This window comes from Citrobacter sp. Cpo012, from assembly GCF_030333015.1.
Lineage (GTDB): Bacteria > Pseudomonadota > Gammaproteobacteria > Enterobacterales > Enterobacteriaceae > Citrobacter > Citrobacter portucalensis.
The window spans coordinates 61,109-75,106 of sequence record NZ_JAOWGR010000038.1 but is presented as its reverse complement, the minus strand read 5'-3'; the positions used below and the strand labels follow the sequence as shown (position 1 = coordinate 75,106).

Genomic DNA, 13,998 nt, shown 5'->3' with positions numbered 1-13,998 from the left:
AGATGTACTGCTCTCCCGATAGTATGTCACAGGAATGTGAAACAAAAGTCAGACGTTGAGGAAGATTGTGCGAAGACCGGCCGGCCTCCGCACCCGGGCTTAACCGTGCTGCTTATCCCGCATCAGCAATGCTGTAGTGGCGGAAATAAGACAACCCGCCATCAGATAAATGGCCACACTGTGCCAGTCTCCACCGGAGAATGTTACCAGCGCAGCAGCAATGAAGGGGGTAAAACCGCCGCCAACCACGCTTGCTACCTGATAACCAACGCCCGCACCGCTGTAGCGATAGCTTGCGCCAAACAAACCGGTAAACATAGGTTGCTGCACGCAGACCACCATATCGTGTGCAATGTTGGCCAACATAATCGCGAAGAACACGATCCAGAAAATGGATTGCGCTTCTAACGCCATAAAGAACGGGAATGCGCTGAGCGTCCCGACCAGTGCGCCGGTAATGTAAACGCGCCGGCGACCAAAACGGTCGGCGAGCCAGGCGAAGCAGGGGATGGTCAGACAGCTCAGCCCACCCACCAACAAGCCGATATTCAGAAACAGTTCACGGGGTAAGCCCAGATTCTGCGTGGAGTAATTTAGGGCAAACGCAGTGACGATATACATCGTCAGCAGTTCACACAGGCGCAGAGCGATAATTTTCAAAAAGGCACCTGGATGACGGATTAACGCCTCGACTACCGGTAGTCTCTTTTTCTCTGGTTGCGGCGCCTGTTGCTGCTGTTCGAATTCGGCCGATTCATCCATTCGGTTACGCATCCACAACGCGCCCAATACCAGCACGATGCTGAACAGGAATGGAATACGCCAGCCCCAACTCAGGAACTGCTCATCGGTGGTTTGCGAGCTAATCAGCGAGACCAGACCGGTAGAAAGCAGTAACCCGACGCCATAACCGACCTGAACACCACTGCTGTAGAAGGCTTTTTTATTTTTCGGCGCGCTTTCGACCGAGAGCAACGCCGCGCCGCCCCATTCACCGCCAACGGCGAATCCCTGAATAGCACGCAGCGTCACCAGCAGAACGGGAGCCCACCAGCCAATGGTGTCAAAGGAAGGAATAATCCCTATCAGTGCAGTGGCGATCCCCATCATCCAGACGGTGAGCATCAGCATACGTTTACGCCCCAGGCGATCGCCGAAGTGGCCGAAGATCACCCCGCCTAGCGGGCGGAACAAGAATCCGACGCCAAAGGTAGCAAATGCGGCAAGAGTCCCCATTGCCGGGCTGACTTGCGGGAAGAACTCGCGGTTAAAGACCAGTGCGGCAGTGATGCCGTAAAGCAGAAAATCATACCAGTCGACCACGGCACCCGCGAAGCTACCAAGCGCAGCGCGTCGGGCGCGGTTAAGTGAAGAGGCGTCCTGTTGGGGACCCGTGGAGGTGAGGGAGGAATCCATAGTTATCCTGTCTGTACTGTTTTTTAGTTATTAGTATTTGAGTTGGGTTACACACATTGCAGTCGCAATATTAACGACCGTTATGAGATTACCGCGACAGACGGGAAGTGAAAACGATTATCTCCCTCATCTGATGGCAACATGAAAAATAAGATGAATGAGAAAACAGAAAAGCAAAAAAACCGCTCGAAAGCAGGGTGTTCAAAAATTGTTGCCTTTTGTTCAAAGTGTGCGCGGTAGATGCGGTAGCCCAGCGCATTAAGCAACATCGCGTCGGCAGGTGTGGCTTCACGGATTTGTAATGTCATGAATGATTCCTGTCCTGGTAATAAATTAACGATTACTGAACTATATCAAAACTGTCAGTGATACAGTGGTATGCGAATATTTCAGAGGCTTATCAGTATGAAGATTGTTTTTATCCCTGCGTTGATCGCCGTCCTGATTGATAAAGAACAGGACATGGGACGGGAATTGACCCGCGATGAGGTTGAGTCCATCCGCGATGGCGCTACAGCCATCCGCCTGCCGGCCGAAGCAGCCGAGGGCATAATCAGAGAGCGCGGCTACCGCGATATTGATCCTGAGAATGTCTGGCGCGAGTGGCAGGCGTATAAAGCTGACTGAATGTTGATGGGAATACACTGCTTTAGTGACACATGAAAATTGTGCACTTACACGGATGGGTTTACTACGCACCTGTCGTGGAGCTGAGGGTCAACTTTGAGCGACATGCAGCCAGTGAGTTTTGAATAAAATTTAACGGATAAATCGACGCCCCGTAATTTTTATAAGTGGGGCATTTTTATCTTCAGAACCTATTAACTCCAGCCTTGTTTACTACGACGGATATAAGGTAATACGGATAATAAAGCCAGAACCGCTAATACCATTCCAATCCATAGAGCTGAACGTAAACCGAATCCAGATGAAATTGCCATTCCACCTAAATAAGAACCGCCACCTAATCCAATATTGATCACGGAAGTATGAACGGCATTGACCATTGGCCCTGGATGTGCCACGCTGACAATTCTTGCCATCATTGCCGGATTCATTGGTACGCCAGATAAACCGATAAGTATAACAGCCAGAATAGCAATGACCTGATATTGAACAAATAGCGCCATGCCGAGCAAAGAAATACTCAATATTGTTAAGCCGACAACCATAACAGTTAAACTATGGCGATATGCAAGACGTCCCGTTACCATATTCCCGATGATATTGGCTAGTCCATAAAGCATCAGAATGAAGGGAACCGTCTGCATTGTAAATTCACTGACATCAGTCAGCACGGGGACAAAATAACTGAATGCCGCAAAACTTGCTCCCAAAATCAAACAGCTGGTTGCACAGGCTTTCCAATAGGCTTTATTTTTAAATGCCTTAATCTCTTCAGCCATCTTGATAGCACCGCCGCCGCTCATATGTGGCAATAAACGTACTAATGCTAGCAAGCATATGAAAACCAGGACCGCGACCAGCCCAAAACTTATTTTCCAGCCCCAGTGCTGGTCAATGATTGTCGCGATAGGTACACCAAAGACATTGGATACCATAAAACCAGCTATCACTATTGATGCGGCACGAGGGCGATTTTCAACAGATACAAGAGCCATACTTGTCGCGAGTGAAAGACTTAAACACCCTGCACATAAAATACCTGTCACGATGCGAATGGCAACTAGCACATTGTAATCAGAGGCAAAGACGCTTAATCCTTGTACGATAACATATAACCCTAACAGCCATAATAATGTTGAGCGATAGGGCGCTTTAAACTTAAGAAAGGTGTAGGTTAATACCGGGCCACCTAGCATTACACCGAATGCATAATATGCAATCAAATGCCCGACTTCGCCGACTGTAACACCAAATGCTTCAGATAGCGTGGTCATCATACCCGCCACCATTAACTCTGCTGTACCTAATGAAAAAATGGCTAACCCTAAAATATAAACGACTAATGGCATGTTTTTTTATTTTTCCTTGTATTGGAATGATCGTTACAAAAATGAGTGCAAGTAAATAATGAATTTTTCCGCTTAAATTTATAAATTGATTAACAGACCAGCGACGACATCTTCGAGGATTTTTCTATCTGAAATGTTTTTATTCAGCACACGTAAACCGTAATAGCCTGCCATAAAGCCTCTCGCCATTTCGACGGCTGATGCTTTATTGTTCAGTTCGCCGCTTCGTTGGCCTTCGATGAATACCGACACCAGCGTTTTTTCTAAATGCTGACGATATTCATTATTCAGGCTCGCAACGGCTTCATCTTTACTGCCCATCTCCAGGGCTGAAAATAAGACCATCGCATCATGCTGCTCTGGCTGAGAAAGATCTTCGGCAATACCCCAGAGCAGAAGGGTGTGCAATCGCTCTTTTACCAGACCTGGCTGTGTGAGTATTGTTAACTGTGCTGACATAGTTTGTTCGTGGCTGCGCAACAAAGCTTGCTCGTACAGGGCTTGCTTGCTTCCAAAGGCATTGTATAGGCTTCCCCGCCCTAATCCCGTACCATTGCATAAATCTTGCGCAGAGGTGCCTGCATAACCATTGGCGCTGAAAACAGCGACGGCAGCATCAATGACATCCTGATCTTCGAACTTTCGTGGACGACCTGGAAAGGTTGGTTTTTCAGCACTCATAGGGATGTGGGACTTGAAATGAGTTGAGGCGGCATAGTATTGATTATGGAACGATCAGTCAAATAATTTTCATAAAAAAATCAGTGATGATGCGCCGACAGATTTTCTTATGAATTGTTATGCGTTTCTGTAGAGGGATGTGTGGATTTTATCCTTTCCAGGATAGTACGTTGATACAACGACAACCACGCGTAATGGTTAATTATCACACCGGAAACTGCCGTATTCTAGTGAACATACAGCGTCCAACGTCCCCCTTCGATTAAGGATAGCGTTGCATCGACCGATTGAACTCACAGGGCAGAGTGAAGTCATCGTAGCGTGAGTGATATGACAAGCGACCTGTTGAGACCCTGGTACCATTACAGACTGTATCATCTACCTCACTACACACATCGGCCTGCCAGATACTGGTTCGGGGTGTATCTCCGTATCCACGCTGAATACGGTTCTCAGCAATCCAGGGTTCATCACCTCTTCTGGTGTGCCTTGCGCCATAACATGTCCGTTCGCCATGACCACCAGATGGTCGCAGTACCGGCTGGCTTGATTAAGGTCGTGCAGCACGGCGACCACCGTTTTCCCCTGAGCCCTGAGTTCGCCCATCAGCCGCATCAGTTCCACCTGGTGATTGATATCGAGATAGGTGGTTGGCTCATCGAGTAGTACAACGGGCGTATCCTGCGCCAGGACCATCGCCAGAAATGCGCGCTGTCGCTGACCGCCAGAAAGATCGGTTAACCGTCGGTCAGCAAGATGTTGGATCTGCGTCTGGCTCATAGCATCATGGACCCGCGTATTGTCTTCAACGGAGAGACGCCCCCAGAGTGACAACCACGGGTTGCGACCGTACGAAACAAGCTCCTGGACGGTGATCCCCTCGGGAGTTAAATGGTGCTGGGGCAGCAGCGCCAGCCTGCGAGCTATCTGGCGTGATGAGAGCGTATTGATGGCACTATCGCCGAGAAATACGCCTCCGGACTGCGGCGTTAACAGTCGTGAAAAACAGTTTAACAACGTTGACTTCCCGCAGCCGTTAGGGCCGAGCAGGGCGATTGCCTTCCCCGCTGGTAGGGTGAGTGAAACGCCATCAAGCACCTTGTTTGTACCGTAACAGACCGTCAGATTTTCAGTTCGTAATGTCATTTATCGCATTCTCACAAGCAGCCAGACAAACCATGGTGCACCGATAATGGCGGTCAGCACGCCAGCCGGAAGTTCCAGAGGAGGATGAATAATTCGCGCCAGCAGGTCGGCAACCACCAGCAGCAACGCACCTGTCATGGCTGAAACGGGCAGCAGCCAGCGGTGACGTCCACCAGTTATGCTGCGCACCATATGCGGCACCACAAGACCAATAAAGCTAATTGGGCCGCAGACGGCCACGCCGGTCGATGTCATGGCGACGGCCAGTAGCAAAGCCAGGAGCCGAATACGCGGCACCGACACACCGAGCGTGGTGGCGCGCGCATCGCCCAATGCCAGGAGGTCGAGATCGCGGCAAAAACGCAGACTCAGCGGCAGAAACAAAATCAGCAGTGGGGCGGCTATTTTCACAAAGCTCCAGTCACGGCCCCATAAGCTGCCGGTCAGCCACAGCAGGGCGTTGTTCACATCCTGCGGACGCGAAAGCATCAGATAATCCGTCAGGCTGGCCCAGCAGGCAGAGAGCGCAACACCCGTGAGCGCCAGCTTCATCGGCTGGCTGGTGTTCGCCAGTATTCTCAGCAGGATCAGGCCCGCCATGCCACCGGCAAAGGCCAGTAGCGGCAGAGTAATCACCGGTAGTGACGGTAAGAGAAGCAGCGCGCCCACAGAGGCCAGGCTGGCGGCATGGTTTACGCCGAGGATATCCGGTGATGCCAGAGGGTTACGCACGATCCCTTGCACCAGCACGCCTGCCACCGCGAGGGCTGCACCGACAAGCAGCGCCAGCAGCAGTCGCGGCAGGCGGTACGACGTTAATACGAAATGATATTCGCGCCCGGTCTGCCAGTCGCTCAGCAGAGCACGCCAGGGAACGGCGATCACCCCCATTTGTAGTGACAAAACCGAAAGTCCTGCCAGCGCGAGGGCGATGAAAATGACGAACGCAATTTTCATCCACGCCTCCTGACCAGCCAGACAAAACAGGGTGCACCAATCAGCGCCACTACTGCCCCCGCGGGCAATTCGCCAGGGAAGGCCAGCGTTCGGGCCAGAACATCAGCCAGCAGCAGCAGCGTGGCGCCCATAAGCATGCTCATCGGCAGGACCTTGCGCTGATCGAATCCCACCCAGAAGCGAGCCAGATGCGGCATCAGCAGACCGATAAACGCCACCGGACCTGCCACGCTGACGCAGGTACCGACCAGAAGCAGCACCAGAACATTGATGATCAAACGGAGCTTCGGCAGATTCACCCCCAGCGTGCGGGCGGTGCTGTCACTGACGTTAAGCAGGTTCAGTTGATTAGCCAGCAGCAATACCACCGGTACAGCAACCACTACCATTGGGAAAAGCTGCCAGAACTCCTGCCAACGTGCGTGGGATACGCCTCCCGCAAGCCAGTAAAAAATGCCGTAGGCGTGATCTTCCGTCAGCAGCAGAGTGATGCGGGTAAGGGCCATGCAGAAAGCCGAGAACGCGATGCCCGCGAGGATCAGTTTGTTTCTGTCCTGGGTGTGGCGAAATCCACCACCTGCGGTCATCACCATCAGCCAGCTTACGCCACCGCCGCAGGCGGCGATAAAGGCGATGGAGTAACCCGTAACGGGCGCAGGGCTGATAGCGCTGGTAAGCGCCATCGTCAGCGCTGCGCCACTGTTAATACCGAGTAGTGAAGGGGAGGCCATTGCATTATGCGTCAGGGTCTGCAGCAGCGTTCCCGCCAGAGCCAGGCTTGCGCCGATCAAAATAGCGACCAGGCTTCTCGGCAAACGAAGGTTTTGCACCAGCGCTTGTGGAAGCGTCGGCGTATGGCCTGGCAGCAGGGCGTGAATGGCATCAACGCCAGAAACAGGAATGGCCGAGTAGCAAAACAGACTCAGCCAGAAGATAGCGATAAGCGCGACAAGGGGGAGCCCCCACTGTAGCGCTGGATGTTTGAAAATTGTCATTTCACATCGGATAAAGGCTGGTGGTGAAAGATTTTTACCGTGTCGCTGGCAATGCGTTCGGCTGCGAAAATGCCGCGCATCCGCGCCCAGGCGTTACTGTCGACCGACGCCGTCTGCTGTTTTTGCGCCGCAGTTAACATCTGCCACAGCGGGTCTTGTTGCCAGCGTTTCACGATGCTCTCTTCACGATAGTGCGCGACCAGCAGCCATGCCGGATTGAGCGCCAGCAGCTGTTCCAGACCGATGGACGGCATAGACGAACCCGCCATAGCCGCAGGCACCGTCAGCCCCATAGAGGTCAGGACGCCCCCGGTCCAGGTCTCCTGAGTATGCAGGTTGAACTGCTGCTCCCGGGACGTACCAAACACCACCATCGTGTCTTTTGGCAGTTGGCTGGCCCACGCTGACATCTGTTGTTGGTGTTGCGCCAGGCGTGACTGCATCTGTGCTTTTTTACCCACAATTTCACCGATGATGGCCGCAGATTGCAGATTTTCAGCGTAGGTTTCATTGCGAGACTTGAGCAGCAGCACAGGTGCTATTTGCTGTAAGGCGCTGTAAATACCCGCATGGCGGCTGCTGTCGGCAATGATCAGATCCGGTTTCAGCGCGCTGATGGCTTCTAAACTCGGCTGCGCACGCGTGCCGACAGACTGCCAGGGTTTCAGATGGGCACGAACCTCTGGAAGAATGCGTGTGGCATCGTTATCGTCGGCAATGCCGACCGGACTGACATCGACAGCAGCCAGTGCGTCCGCGAACGACAGTTCCAGCACCACTATCCGTTGTGGCGTTTTATCAAGCGTAAAGGTGCCATGTTCGTCATGAACCGTGGCGGCAAAAGCATGGCCGGTGAGCAGCAGAGCGGCGAATAGCGTGCGTAATGGTGTGAACATGTAAATTGCCTGCGTCGGGTGGCGTTTCGTTTGCCCGACCTACAAAAACAGCATGCAGGCCGGGTAAACGGGGGTTTAGAACTTCAACGAACCCTGCATATACAGCGTGCGCGGCTGGCCTGCGTAGATGCCTTTGTTGTTGTCGTCGTAAGAGCGGGTGAAATACTCTTGGTCGAAGATATTTTTCACACCGAACGCCAGGTTCAGGTCTGCCATCTGCGGGCCGAAGTCATAGGCTACGCGTGCGCCCCAGAGCATAAAGCCAGGGATGCGACCGGTACTGCCATCAGCGCTCTCTTTAACGGTGTTGGCGTTATCCGCAAACTGGCTGGACTGGAAATCGCTATTCAGGTTGAAGGTCCAGTTGCCCGGCTTATAGTCCACGCCCAACGTGCCTTTGTGTTTTGGTGAGAAGGGCACCTGATTGCCATAGGTATCGCCTTTCTCGCGAATCTCAGCGTTCACATACGCATAGCTTGCGTAGACTGAAACGTTGTCGAGCGTTGGCGTCAATGTGCCGAGATCATAGCGAGTCTGAGTTTCCAGTCCGGTATGACGCGTTTTACCGCGTGCAGTAACGGTGTCGTTGGTTTGGTTGGAATCGTACTGATTATTAAAGTTAATCAGGAACAGCCCCATTTCCGCCGTCAGCGCGCCATCGTCGTATCGGGTTCCGAGCTCCCAGGTTCGCGCTTTTTCCGGTTCCACATTGCCGCTTTGCACAGCCTTGCCAATTTGGCTGTACTGTACGGTGCCGAATGAGCCTTCAGTGTTTGCATAAAGATTCCAGCTATCAGTCAGGTGATAAAGTACGTTTAGCGCCGGAAGTGGGGCGTTGTAGCTTACTTCCTCATGTGTGCCTTTGATGGCGTTGTTCTGGTATGACTCGATATGTTCAAAGCGCATACCCGGTGTGATAGTCCAGTTGCCAATGTCGATTTTGTCATCCAGATACCAGGCGTGCGCTTCGGTGCCCGAACGAGTGTCGCGATCGTAAGGGCTGGCGCTGGACGGCAGTTGTCCGCTGCTGGTGGCCGTGTAGTAACGCATTTCATGCGTCGACTCGCTCACATAACGGTATCCCACGCCCACTTCGTGCGCGGAAGGACCCACCATAAAGCTCTGACTGTAGCGTGGTTCAATGCCGCGTACCCAGTAGTTACGCGGTGAAAGGGTGAGGCGTTTTCCCTGTTCCAGGTAGCCGCTGCGCAGGGTTTCAGTGTAGAAGCCCTGAATATTGAATTTATGTTGGCTGTCCGGCTGGAACTGATAGCCGAGGCTTGCCAGCTTGCGGCGCCCCCAGAAGCGATCGTAAGGGCGCGTGGATTGCCAGCGGTCGGCATCGTAATCCGCGCGAGACAGGCCGCCGGGCATGTCGGCTTCACCGTCGTAGTATTGCAACAGACTGTTGAAGGTATGCACTTCGTTTGGCGCATATTTGCTTTTCAGCATCAGGTCGTCGATGCGGGTCGCGCTGTGTTCGCGCCAGTCGCTTCCACGTGTACCGGAGTAAAGCAGGGCGGTACCAAAACCGTTATCCGCCGTGCCACCCACCATCAGGTTGTGTGTTTCTTTTGGGTTATTTTGTGAAGATGTTGGGCTGAGCTGGCCTTCCACGCCGGCTTCGATGCCGAAGTCTTGCGGAATAGCGCGGGTAACAAAGTTCACCACACCGCCCACGCTCTGTGGCCCGTAACGCACCGCGCCACCGCCGCGAACCACGTCGATGGCGTCCATATTTCCGAGTGAGACGGGCGCCAGTGAAAGCTGCGGCTGGCCGTAAGGGGCAAACGGCACGGGAATACCGTCCATCAGCACCGTTGAACGGCTGGCCAGGCGCGGATTCAGGCCGCGAATACCAAAGTTCATTGCCAGATCGTGGCTACCGGTGCCGTTGTTTTCTGGGGCGGTAACGCCAGGAATGCGGTTCAGTACCTCGCGCATGGATGTTGCGCCGGTTTTGGCAAAATCCTCACGGCGGATAACGTCACGTGCGCCGGCATGCTCGAATACGTCGTTTTCGCGCGCATCCCCCAGCCAGTCGCCCACCACGGTCAGGGCATCTTCTTGCGGTGTTGGTGCGGGCTCCAGCGTCCAGCTGTTATTACCCAGCGGTTTCACCTGCAGGCCACTACCGTTCAGCAGGTGTTGCAGGCCGGTTTCGACGTCGTAGTCACCGTGAAGACCGTTACTCTGTTTGCCGCGCGTCAGGCTGGCGTCAACCGACAGGGTAATTCCGCTGAGCGCGGCATACTGATTAAGGGCTTTGTCGAGCGAACCCGGTGCAATATCAACCTGCGCTGCGAAGGCGGATAACGACAGGCCGGCCAGCGGCAGCAGGCTCAGGCGAACGGCGTTAACCAAAGGTGTTGTTTTGCGAAAAACGCGTAAAGGCGTCATACCTTCTCCATCATCATTTTTGTTGTGTTCATCTATGAGTCGAATGAGAAGGGGAAAAAGGACAATCGAAATGAGAATTATTTTTCTTACAGTGCGGAAATATTTACCCAGTATCGCGTAACTGACTGAATTTTAACTGGAAGAGTCTTGGCAATAACATCCAGGATTGCATCAGTATTTTTCAGCGGGAAAGTGCCACTCAGGCGTAACCCGGCTACAGCCGGATCGCAGCGCAGCACGCCGTTGCGATAACGGCTCAGCGTGGCAATCACTTCACTCAAAGGTTTATCGCTGAAGCTCAGAATGCCCTGCGTCCAGGTGGCGCTTTCATCATCCGCTGAGGCTATTGCACCAAATTCAGACGCGCTAAACTGCAGGCTCTCGCCAGCGCTGACGATGCGTTTTTCCTGCGGACGATTTGCCAGTAAGACTTCAACAGCGTGTTGTTGAACGACAACGCGTGTGACGTTGTCCTGCTGGTAGACGGTAAATTCTGTGCCTAATGCGGTGAGCTGGCCCTGACGGGTCACAACGCGGAAAGGTCTCTGCTGCGCGTCTTTTGCGGTAGTAATAGCAATTTCTCCGTACCAGAGATGGACAACTCGTTGACGCGTATCAAAACGAACGTCCGCGGCGCTTTGTGTGTTGAGCGTCAGCAGCGAGCCATCTTCCAGCCGCTGATGGCTGACCGCGCCTTTGGCGGTGCGGTAATCCGCGCGCAGACCTTCACCGGCTTCAGACTGCCAGAGCTGCCAGCCGCCGCCCACGCCGAGCAGCAGCAGTAACCCTTTCATGACATGACGACGGGTAAGGCGCGTATCGTGCAGCGCCCGGCTGGCAACATCGCCCGGTACGCGGCTGAGCTGGCTGCGCAGGTTTTCAACCTGTTGCCAGGCCCACTGATGATCTTTGTCCTCTTCGTACCATTGTTGCCAGCGCGCTTCTTGCTGTGGGCTGACACGCTCGCCGCTCAATACAGCATACCAGTGCGATGCCGAGCGCAATGCCTGGCGGCGAGAATCGGTGATAGAAGCGTTCACAGACCGTGCTCCAGACGAAACAGCAGACAATGTTCGATAGCCTTTGCCATATACTTTTTCACCGAGCTGACGGAGATACCGAGCTTCAGCGCGATCTCGCTGTATGTCAGACCATCCAGTTGCGAAAGCAGAAACGCCTCTCGTGTTTTTCCGTTCAGCCCGTCAAGCATGCTGTCGATGAGTTGCAGGGTTTCGAGCTGGCTCTCGCGTTCCTCGGGGGAAGGCGCGAGCGCCTCCGGCATAAGCGCCAACATCTCCAGATAGGCTTTTTCCAGCGCGTTTCGGCGAAACAGGTCGACCATCACCCGTTTGGCGAGAGTGCACAGAAAGGAGCGCGGATCGCGGATCGTCGAGAGCGAGTCGCTGCCCATTACCCGTAGAAAAGTGTCCTGGGCAATGTCATCTGCATCAAAGGCGGACTGGAGTTTGCGCGTCAGCCAGCTTTTCAACCAGCCGTGATGTGCGCCATAAAGCGACTCGAGCGTAAAGGAAGCAGTGGTAGTGGCGTGGTCAGACATGTGGAATGTATCAAAAGTTAATTATCACGCGATTATAGTAATATGAGAATGGTTATCATTACAATTATAAATATAATTGTATTACGTTGAACTTCTTAATGCGTTGTTATTTATAAAAATGTTATGAGGTGGATATCGGATGGGGAAGGGGAGTCTGCTTCTGGCATGTGACGGTTGGAATGACATCTGACCATGTCTGCTGTGAGCATGGAGCAGACGAATGCTTTAAAGCATGCTGAACTCTTTAAAAGTAAACCGTATTGGGAGGACACCGAGAGCAGAGCAGCTGTTACTTTTCTGGAAAAGGTGAGTTGCGGATCAGGAAATGCTCAATCGAGTCGATTAAACCGGGAGCTAAGGGGAGCGCGGGTTCAGCGTATGTCGCGATATTCGCTTTGCGATCGTCCGAAGTCACCTCTTTCATAACATGGTTCATATTGGGCAGTATAACCAGGGACGCTTGAGGATTCGCGGCCTTAAGCAGTCTTGCATCCGTTTCTTCCACCTGGAGATCGCGTTGCCCTTGTAGCACTAACACGGGTTTGGAAATACTCGAAATGAGATGACCCGGATTATATGAAAACGCATTGATCAAAAACCCCTGAACAGCAGGATTAAAGATACTTTGCAGTGCTGGGTGAATATTCGTAATATCGACTCGCCGCCGATGCTCCAGAGCATCAATTATCGGCAGCGCCTGCTTTAATAGAATTTCATTTTCCGGATTAGCGTTAAGTTGCCCCCTCAACACCTCGCCCATCGGCCTCCCAGGCGTTGCGATAAGAACCACACCGCACACATTCTCTTCTTGAGCCGAGGCAAGTGCGACTACACCCCCTTCGCTGTGTCCTAAAACCCAAACACAGGGAGTGTGCATGTGACGTCGAAGCACGTCTACCCAGGATCGAATGTCGTCAACATAGTCAGCAATCGTCACCGCATTGGCATCGTTTACGGCCATTGCGCTAGCGAACATTCCACGTTTGTCGATACGAAGCGTCGCAAAACCTTTGGCAGCCAGGCCTTCAGCAAGAAGTCGGTAAGGCGATGCATTCACACCAAGCGGGTTGTTTCCATCCCGATCGGTTGGCCCGGAGCCAGGAACGATAAGAACAACGGCTGTTGGTTTTGAATTCGGGGTGAGTAACGTGCCTTTCAAAGGGCCTTTTGGCCCTGCGGCATCCAGGGCAGTTTCGGAAAAGGTCACCGGTACTGCCGCCAGACTCACAAATGGGCAAGCGCCCAAAAGGGCAATTGAGGCGGCAATATTCATTGGAGATGTTCCTGTAAAATTCAGCGTACCCGTCAATTTATATTATAAATATGGCCTGCTCTACATTGATTAATATATCAGCGGTGATAGAAAACGCCGCTTCTGGGCACAGAGCGAAGGTACTGGGTGAGTTTAAAGTCTACTGTGAGCGAAGAGTGGACATCTCAACTCATTGTTGTTCCGGTCTATTGATATGGAAGCCTGGAACGGCAAGCGTCTGGAACAAATACCTGCGGCTATTATGAATGAAGTGTTGGCCAGACTAAGTTGAGGTTTTGATATGCGCAATGAGCAATGGCATAAAAGCAAAAAGCCTGCTTAGTTTCCTAAGCAGGCTTCTTAAATATGGCTCCTCTGACTGGACTCGAACCAGTGACATACGGATTAACAGTCCGCCGTTCTACCGACTGAACTACAGAGGAATCGTTTGAACGAGGCGCATATTAGCGAGGGTGGTGAGGCTTGTCAAAGGGGTAAATACATTTGTGTGTTCGTTTGCTGACAAAATCAGCAAAGCGGCGATCTTTCCGTCTTTTTATGCTTTTGCCCCATTCTGGTGCGTGTCTACCTCTTCCAGGGCAGCCTGAATGAGATACTTAGGTGTGCAGAATGATCTTCCTTCGCTTTTACTCCTGACTTTACGCGGCTTTAACCGTAAAACACCGTTTTAGACGAAAGTGGCAAGCATCTTGCAATCCTG

13 protein-coding genes and 1 tRNA gene are annotated in these 13,998 nt (G+C 52.7%); 1 reads left to right on the top strand and 13 read right to left on the bottom strand.

Annotation, left to right across the window (positions count from 1 at the left end):
• Positions 1 to 99: 99 nt before the first annotated feature.
• Both shiA and OGX90_RS13510 read right to left on the bottom strand, forming a co-directional pair.
• Positions 100 to 1,416, bottom strand: coding sequence for a shikimate transporter (gene shiA, locus OGX90_RS13515; RefSeq protein ID WP_003832199.1), 1,317 nt, complete (start codon positions 1,414 to 1,416; stop codon positions 100 to 102).
• Between the two features lie 80 nt (positions 1,417 to 1,496).
• Entirely contained in the window at positions 1,497 to 1,724 is a 228-nt protein-coding gene (locus tag OGX90_RS13510) for a hypothetical protein (RefSeq protein WP_240949844.1), read from the bottom strand.
• 97 nt (positions 1,725 to 1,821) lie between these two features.
• Between OGX90_RS13510 and OGX90_RS13505 the strand changes: the two genes are divergently transcribed.
• Positions 1,822 to 2,043, top strand: coding sequence for a hypothetical protein (locus OGX90_RS13505; protein ID WP_128611808.1), 222 nt, complete (start codon positions 1,822 to 1,824; stop codon positions 2,041 to 2,043).
• Positions 2,044 to 2,237: 194 nt separating this feature from the next.
• Here OGX90_RS13505 and OGX90_RS13500 read toward each other — a convergent pair whose 3' ends face one another.
• From OGX90_RS13500 to OGX90_RS13445, 11 genes are all read right to left on the bottom strand, one after another.
• A complete protein-coding gene (locus tag OGX90_RS13500; protein WP_234692361.1) occupies positions 2,238 to 3,392 on the bottom strand; it encodes an MFS transporter in 1,155 nt (384 codons plus the stop codon).
• A 78-nt stretch (positions 3,393 to 3,470) separates the two neighbouring features.
• Positions 3,471 to 4,073 (bottom strand): TetR/AcrR family transcriptional regulator, encoded by a 603-nt coding sequence (locus OGX90_RS13495; protein WP_100272629.1) that lies wholly within the window; start codon positions 4,071 to 4,073, stop codon positions 3,471 to 3,473.
• Positions 4,074 to 4,451: 378 nt separating this feature from the next.
• Positions 4,452 to 5,219, bottom strand: a complete 768-nt coding sequence (gene fecE, locus OGX90_RS13490) for a Fe(3+) dicitrate ABC transporter ATP-binding protein FecE (RefSeq protein WP_286624061.1) — start codon at positions 5,217 to 5,219, stop codon at positions 4,452 to 4,454.
• The gene (gene fecD / locus OGX90_RS13485) at positions 5,220 to 6,176 is read right to left on the bottom strand and encodes a Fe(3+) dicitrate ABC transporter permease subunit FecD (RefSeq protein ID WP_286624059.1); all 957 of its coding nucleotides are present in this window, start codon (positions 6,174 to 6,176) and stop codon (positions 5,220 to 5,222) included.
• Positions 6,173 to 7,171, bottom strand: coding sequence for an iron-dicitrate ABC transporter permease FecC (fecC, locus tag OGX90_RS13480; protein ID WP_286624057.1), 999 nt, complete (start codon positions 7,169 to 7,171; stop codon positions 6,173 to 6,175). The genes fecD and fecC overlap by 4 nt, the downstream gene beginning before the upstream one ends.
• Positions 7,168 to 8,067, bottom strand: coding sequence for a Fe(3+) dicitrate ABC transporter substrate-binding protein FecB (locus OGX90_RS13475; RefSeq protein WP_286624055.1), 900 nt, complete (start codon positions 8,065 to 8,067; stop codon positions 7,168 to 7,170). Before OGX90_RS13475 ends, fecC begins: the two co-directional genes overlap by 4 nt.
• Positions 8,068 to 8,142: 75 nt before the next feature.
• Entirely contained in the window at positions 8,143 to 10,467 is a 2,325-nt protein-coding gene (fecA, locus tag OGX90_RS13470) for a TonB-dependent Fe(3+) dicitrate receptor FecA (RefSeq protein WP_213753136.1), read from the bottom strand.
• A gap of 86 nt (positions 10,468 to 10,553) precedes the next feature.
• Positions 10,554 to 11,507, bottom strand: coding sequence for a ferric citrate uptake sigma factor regulator FecR (gene fecR, locus OGX90_RS13465; protein WP_286624053.1), 954 nt, complete (start codon positions 11,505 to 11,507; stop codon positions 10,554 to 10,556).
• Positions 11,504 to 12,025 carry a ferric citrate uptake sigma factor FecI gene (gene fecI / locus OGX90_RS13460; RefSeq protein WP_008784388.1) on the bottom strand — a complete coding sequence of 174 codons (522 nt, stop codon included), beginning with the start codon at positions 12,023 to 12,025 and terminating at the stop codon, positions 11,504 to 11,506. Before fecI ends, fecR begins: the two co-directional genes overlap by 4 nt.
• A 289-nt stretch (positions 12,026 to 12,314) precedes the next feature.
• Entirely contained in the window at positions 12,315 to 13,298 is a 984-nt protein-coding gene (locus OGX90_RS13455) for an alpha/beta hydrolase (RefSeq protein WP_286624051.1), read from the bottom strand.
• Between the two features lie 346 nt (positions 13,299 to 13,644).
• Positions 13,645 to 13,720: transfer RNA gene (locus tag OGX90_RS13445), tRNA-Asn, on the bottom strand.
• Between the last annotated feature and the right edge of the window lie 278 nt (positions 13,721 to 13,998).

Excerpts from the sequence above, each read along its gene's own strand:
- fecC (WP_286624057.1), bottom strand. The coding sequence starts at position 7,171 with ATGACAATTTTCAAACATCCAGCGCTACAGTGGGGGCTCCCCCTTGTC.
- fecE (WP_286624061.1), bottom strand. The coding sequence starts at position 5,219 with ATGACATTACGAACTGAAAATCTGACGGTCTGTTACGGTACAAACAAG.
- fecI (WP_008784388.1), bottom strand. The coding sequence starts at position 12,025 with ATGTCTGACCACGCCACTACCACTGCTTCCTTTACGCTCGAGTCGCTT.
- shiA (WP_003832199.1), bottom strand. The coding sequence starts at position 1,416 with ATGGATTCCTCCCTCACCTCCACGGGTCCCCAACAGGACGCCTCTTCA.
- fecA (WP_213753136.1), bottom strand. The coding sequence starts at position 10,467 with ATGACGCCTTTACGCGTTTTTCGCAAAACAACACCTTTGGTTAACGCC.
- OGX90_RS13475 (WP_286624055.1), bottom strand. The coding sequence starts at position 8,067 with ATGTTCACACCATTACGCACGCTATTCGCCGCTCTGCTGCTCACCGGC.
- OGX90_RS13505 (WP_128611808.1), top strand. The coding sequence starts at position 1,822 with ATGAAGATTGTTTTTATCCCTGCGTTGATCGCCGTCCTGATTGATAAA.
- OGX90_RS13455 (WP_286624051.1), bottom strand. The coding sequence starts at position 13,298 with ATGAATATTGCCGCCTCAATTGCCCTTTTGGGCGCTTGCCCATTTGTG.
- OGX90_RS13495 (WP_100272629.1), bottom strand. The coding sequence starts at position 4,073 with ATGAGTGCTGAAAAACCAACCTTTCCAGGTCGTCCACGAAAGTTCGAA.
- OGX90_RS13510 (WP_240949844.1), bottom strand. The coding sequence starts at position 1,724 with ATGACATTACAAATCCGTGAAGCCACACCTGCCGACGCGATGTTGCTT.
- OGX90_RS13500 (WP_234692361.1), bottom strand. The coding sequence starts at position 3,392 with ATGCCATTAGTCGTTTATATTTTAGGGTTAGCCATTTTTTCATTAGGT.
- fecD (WP_286624059.1), bottom strand. The coding sequence starts at position 6,176 with ATGAAAATTGCGTTCGTCATTTTCATCGCCCTCGCGCTGGCAGGACTT.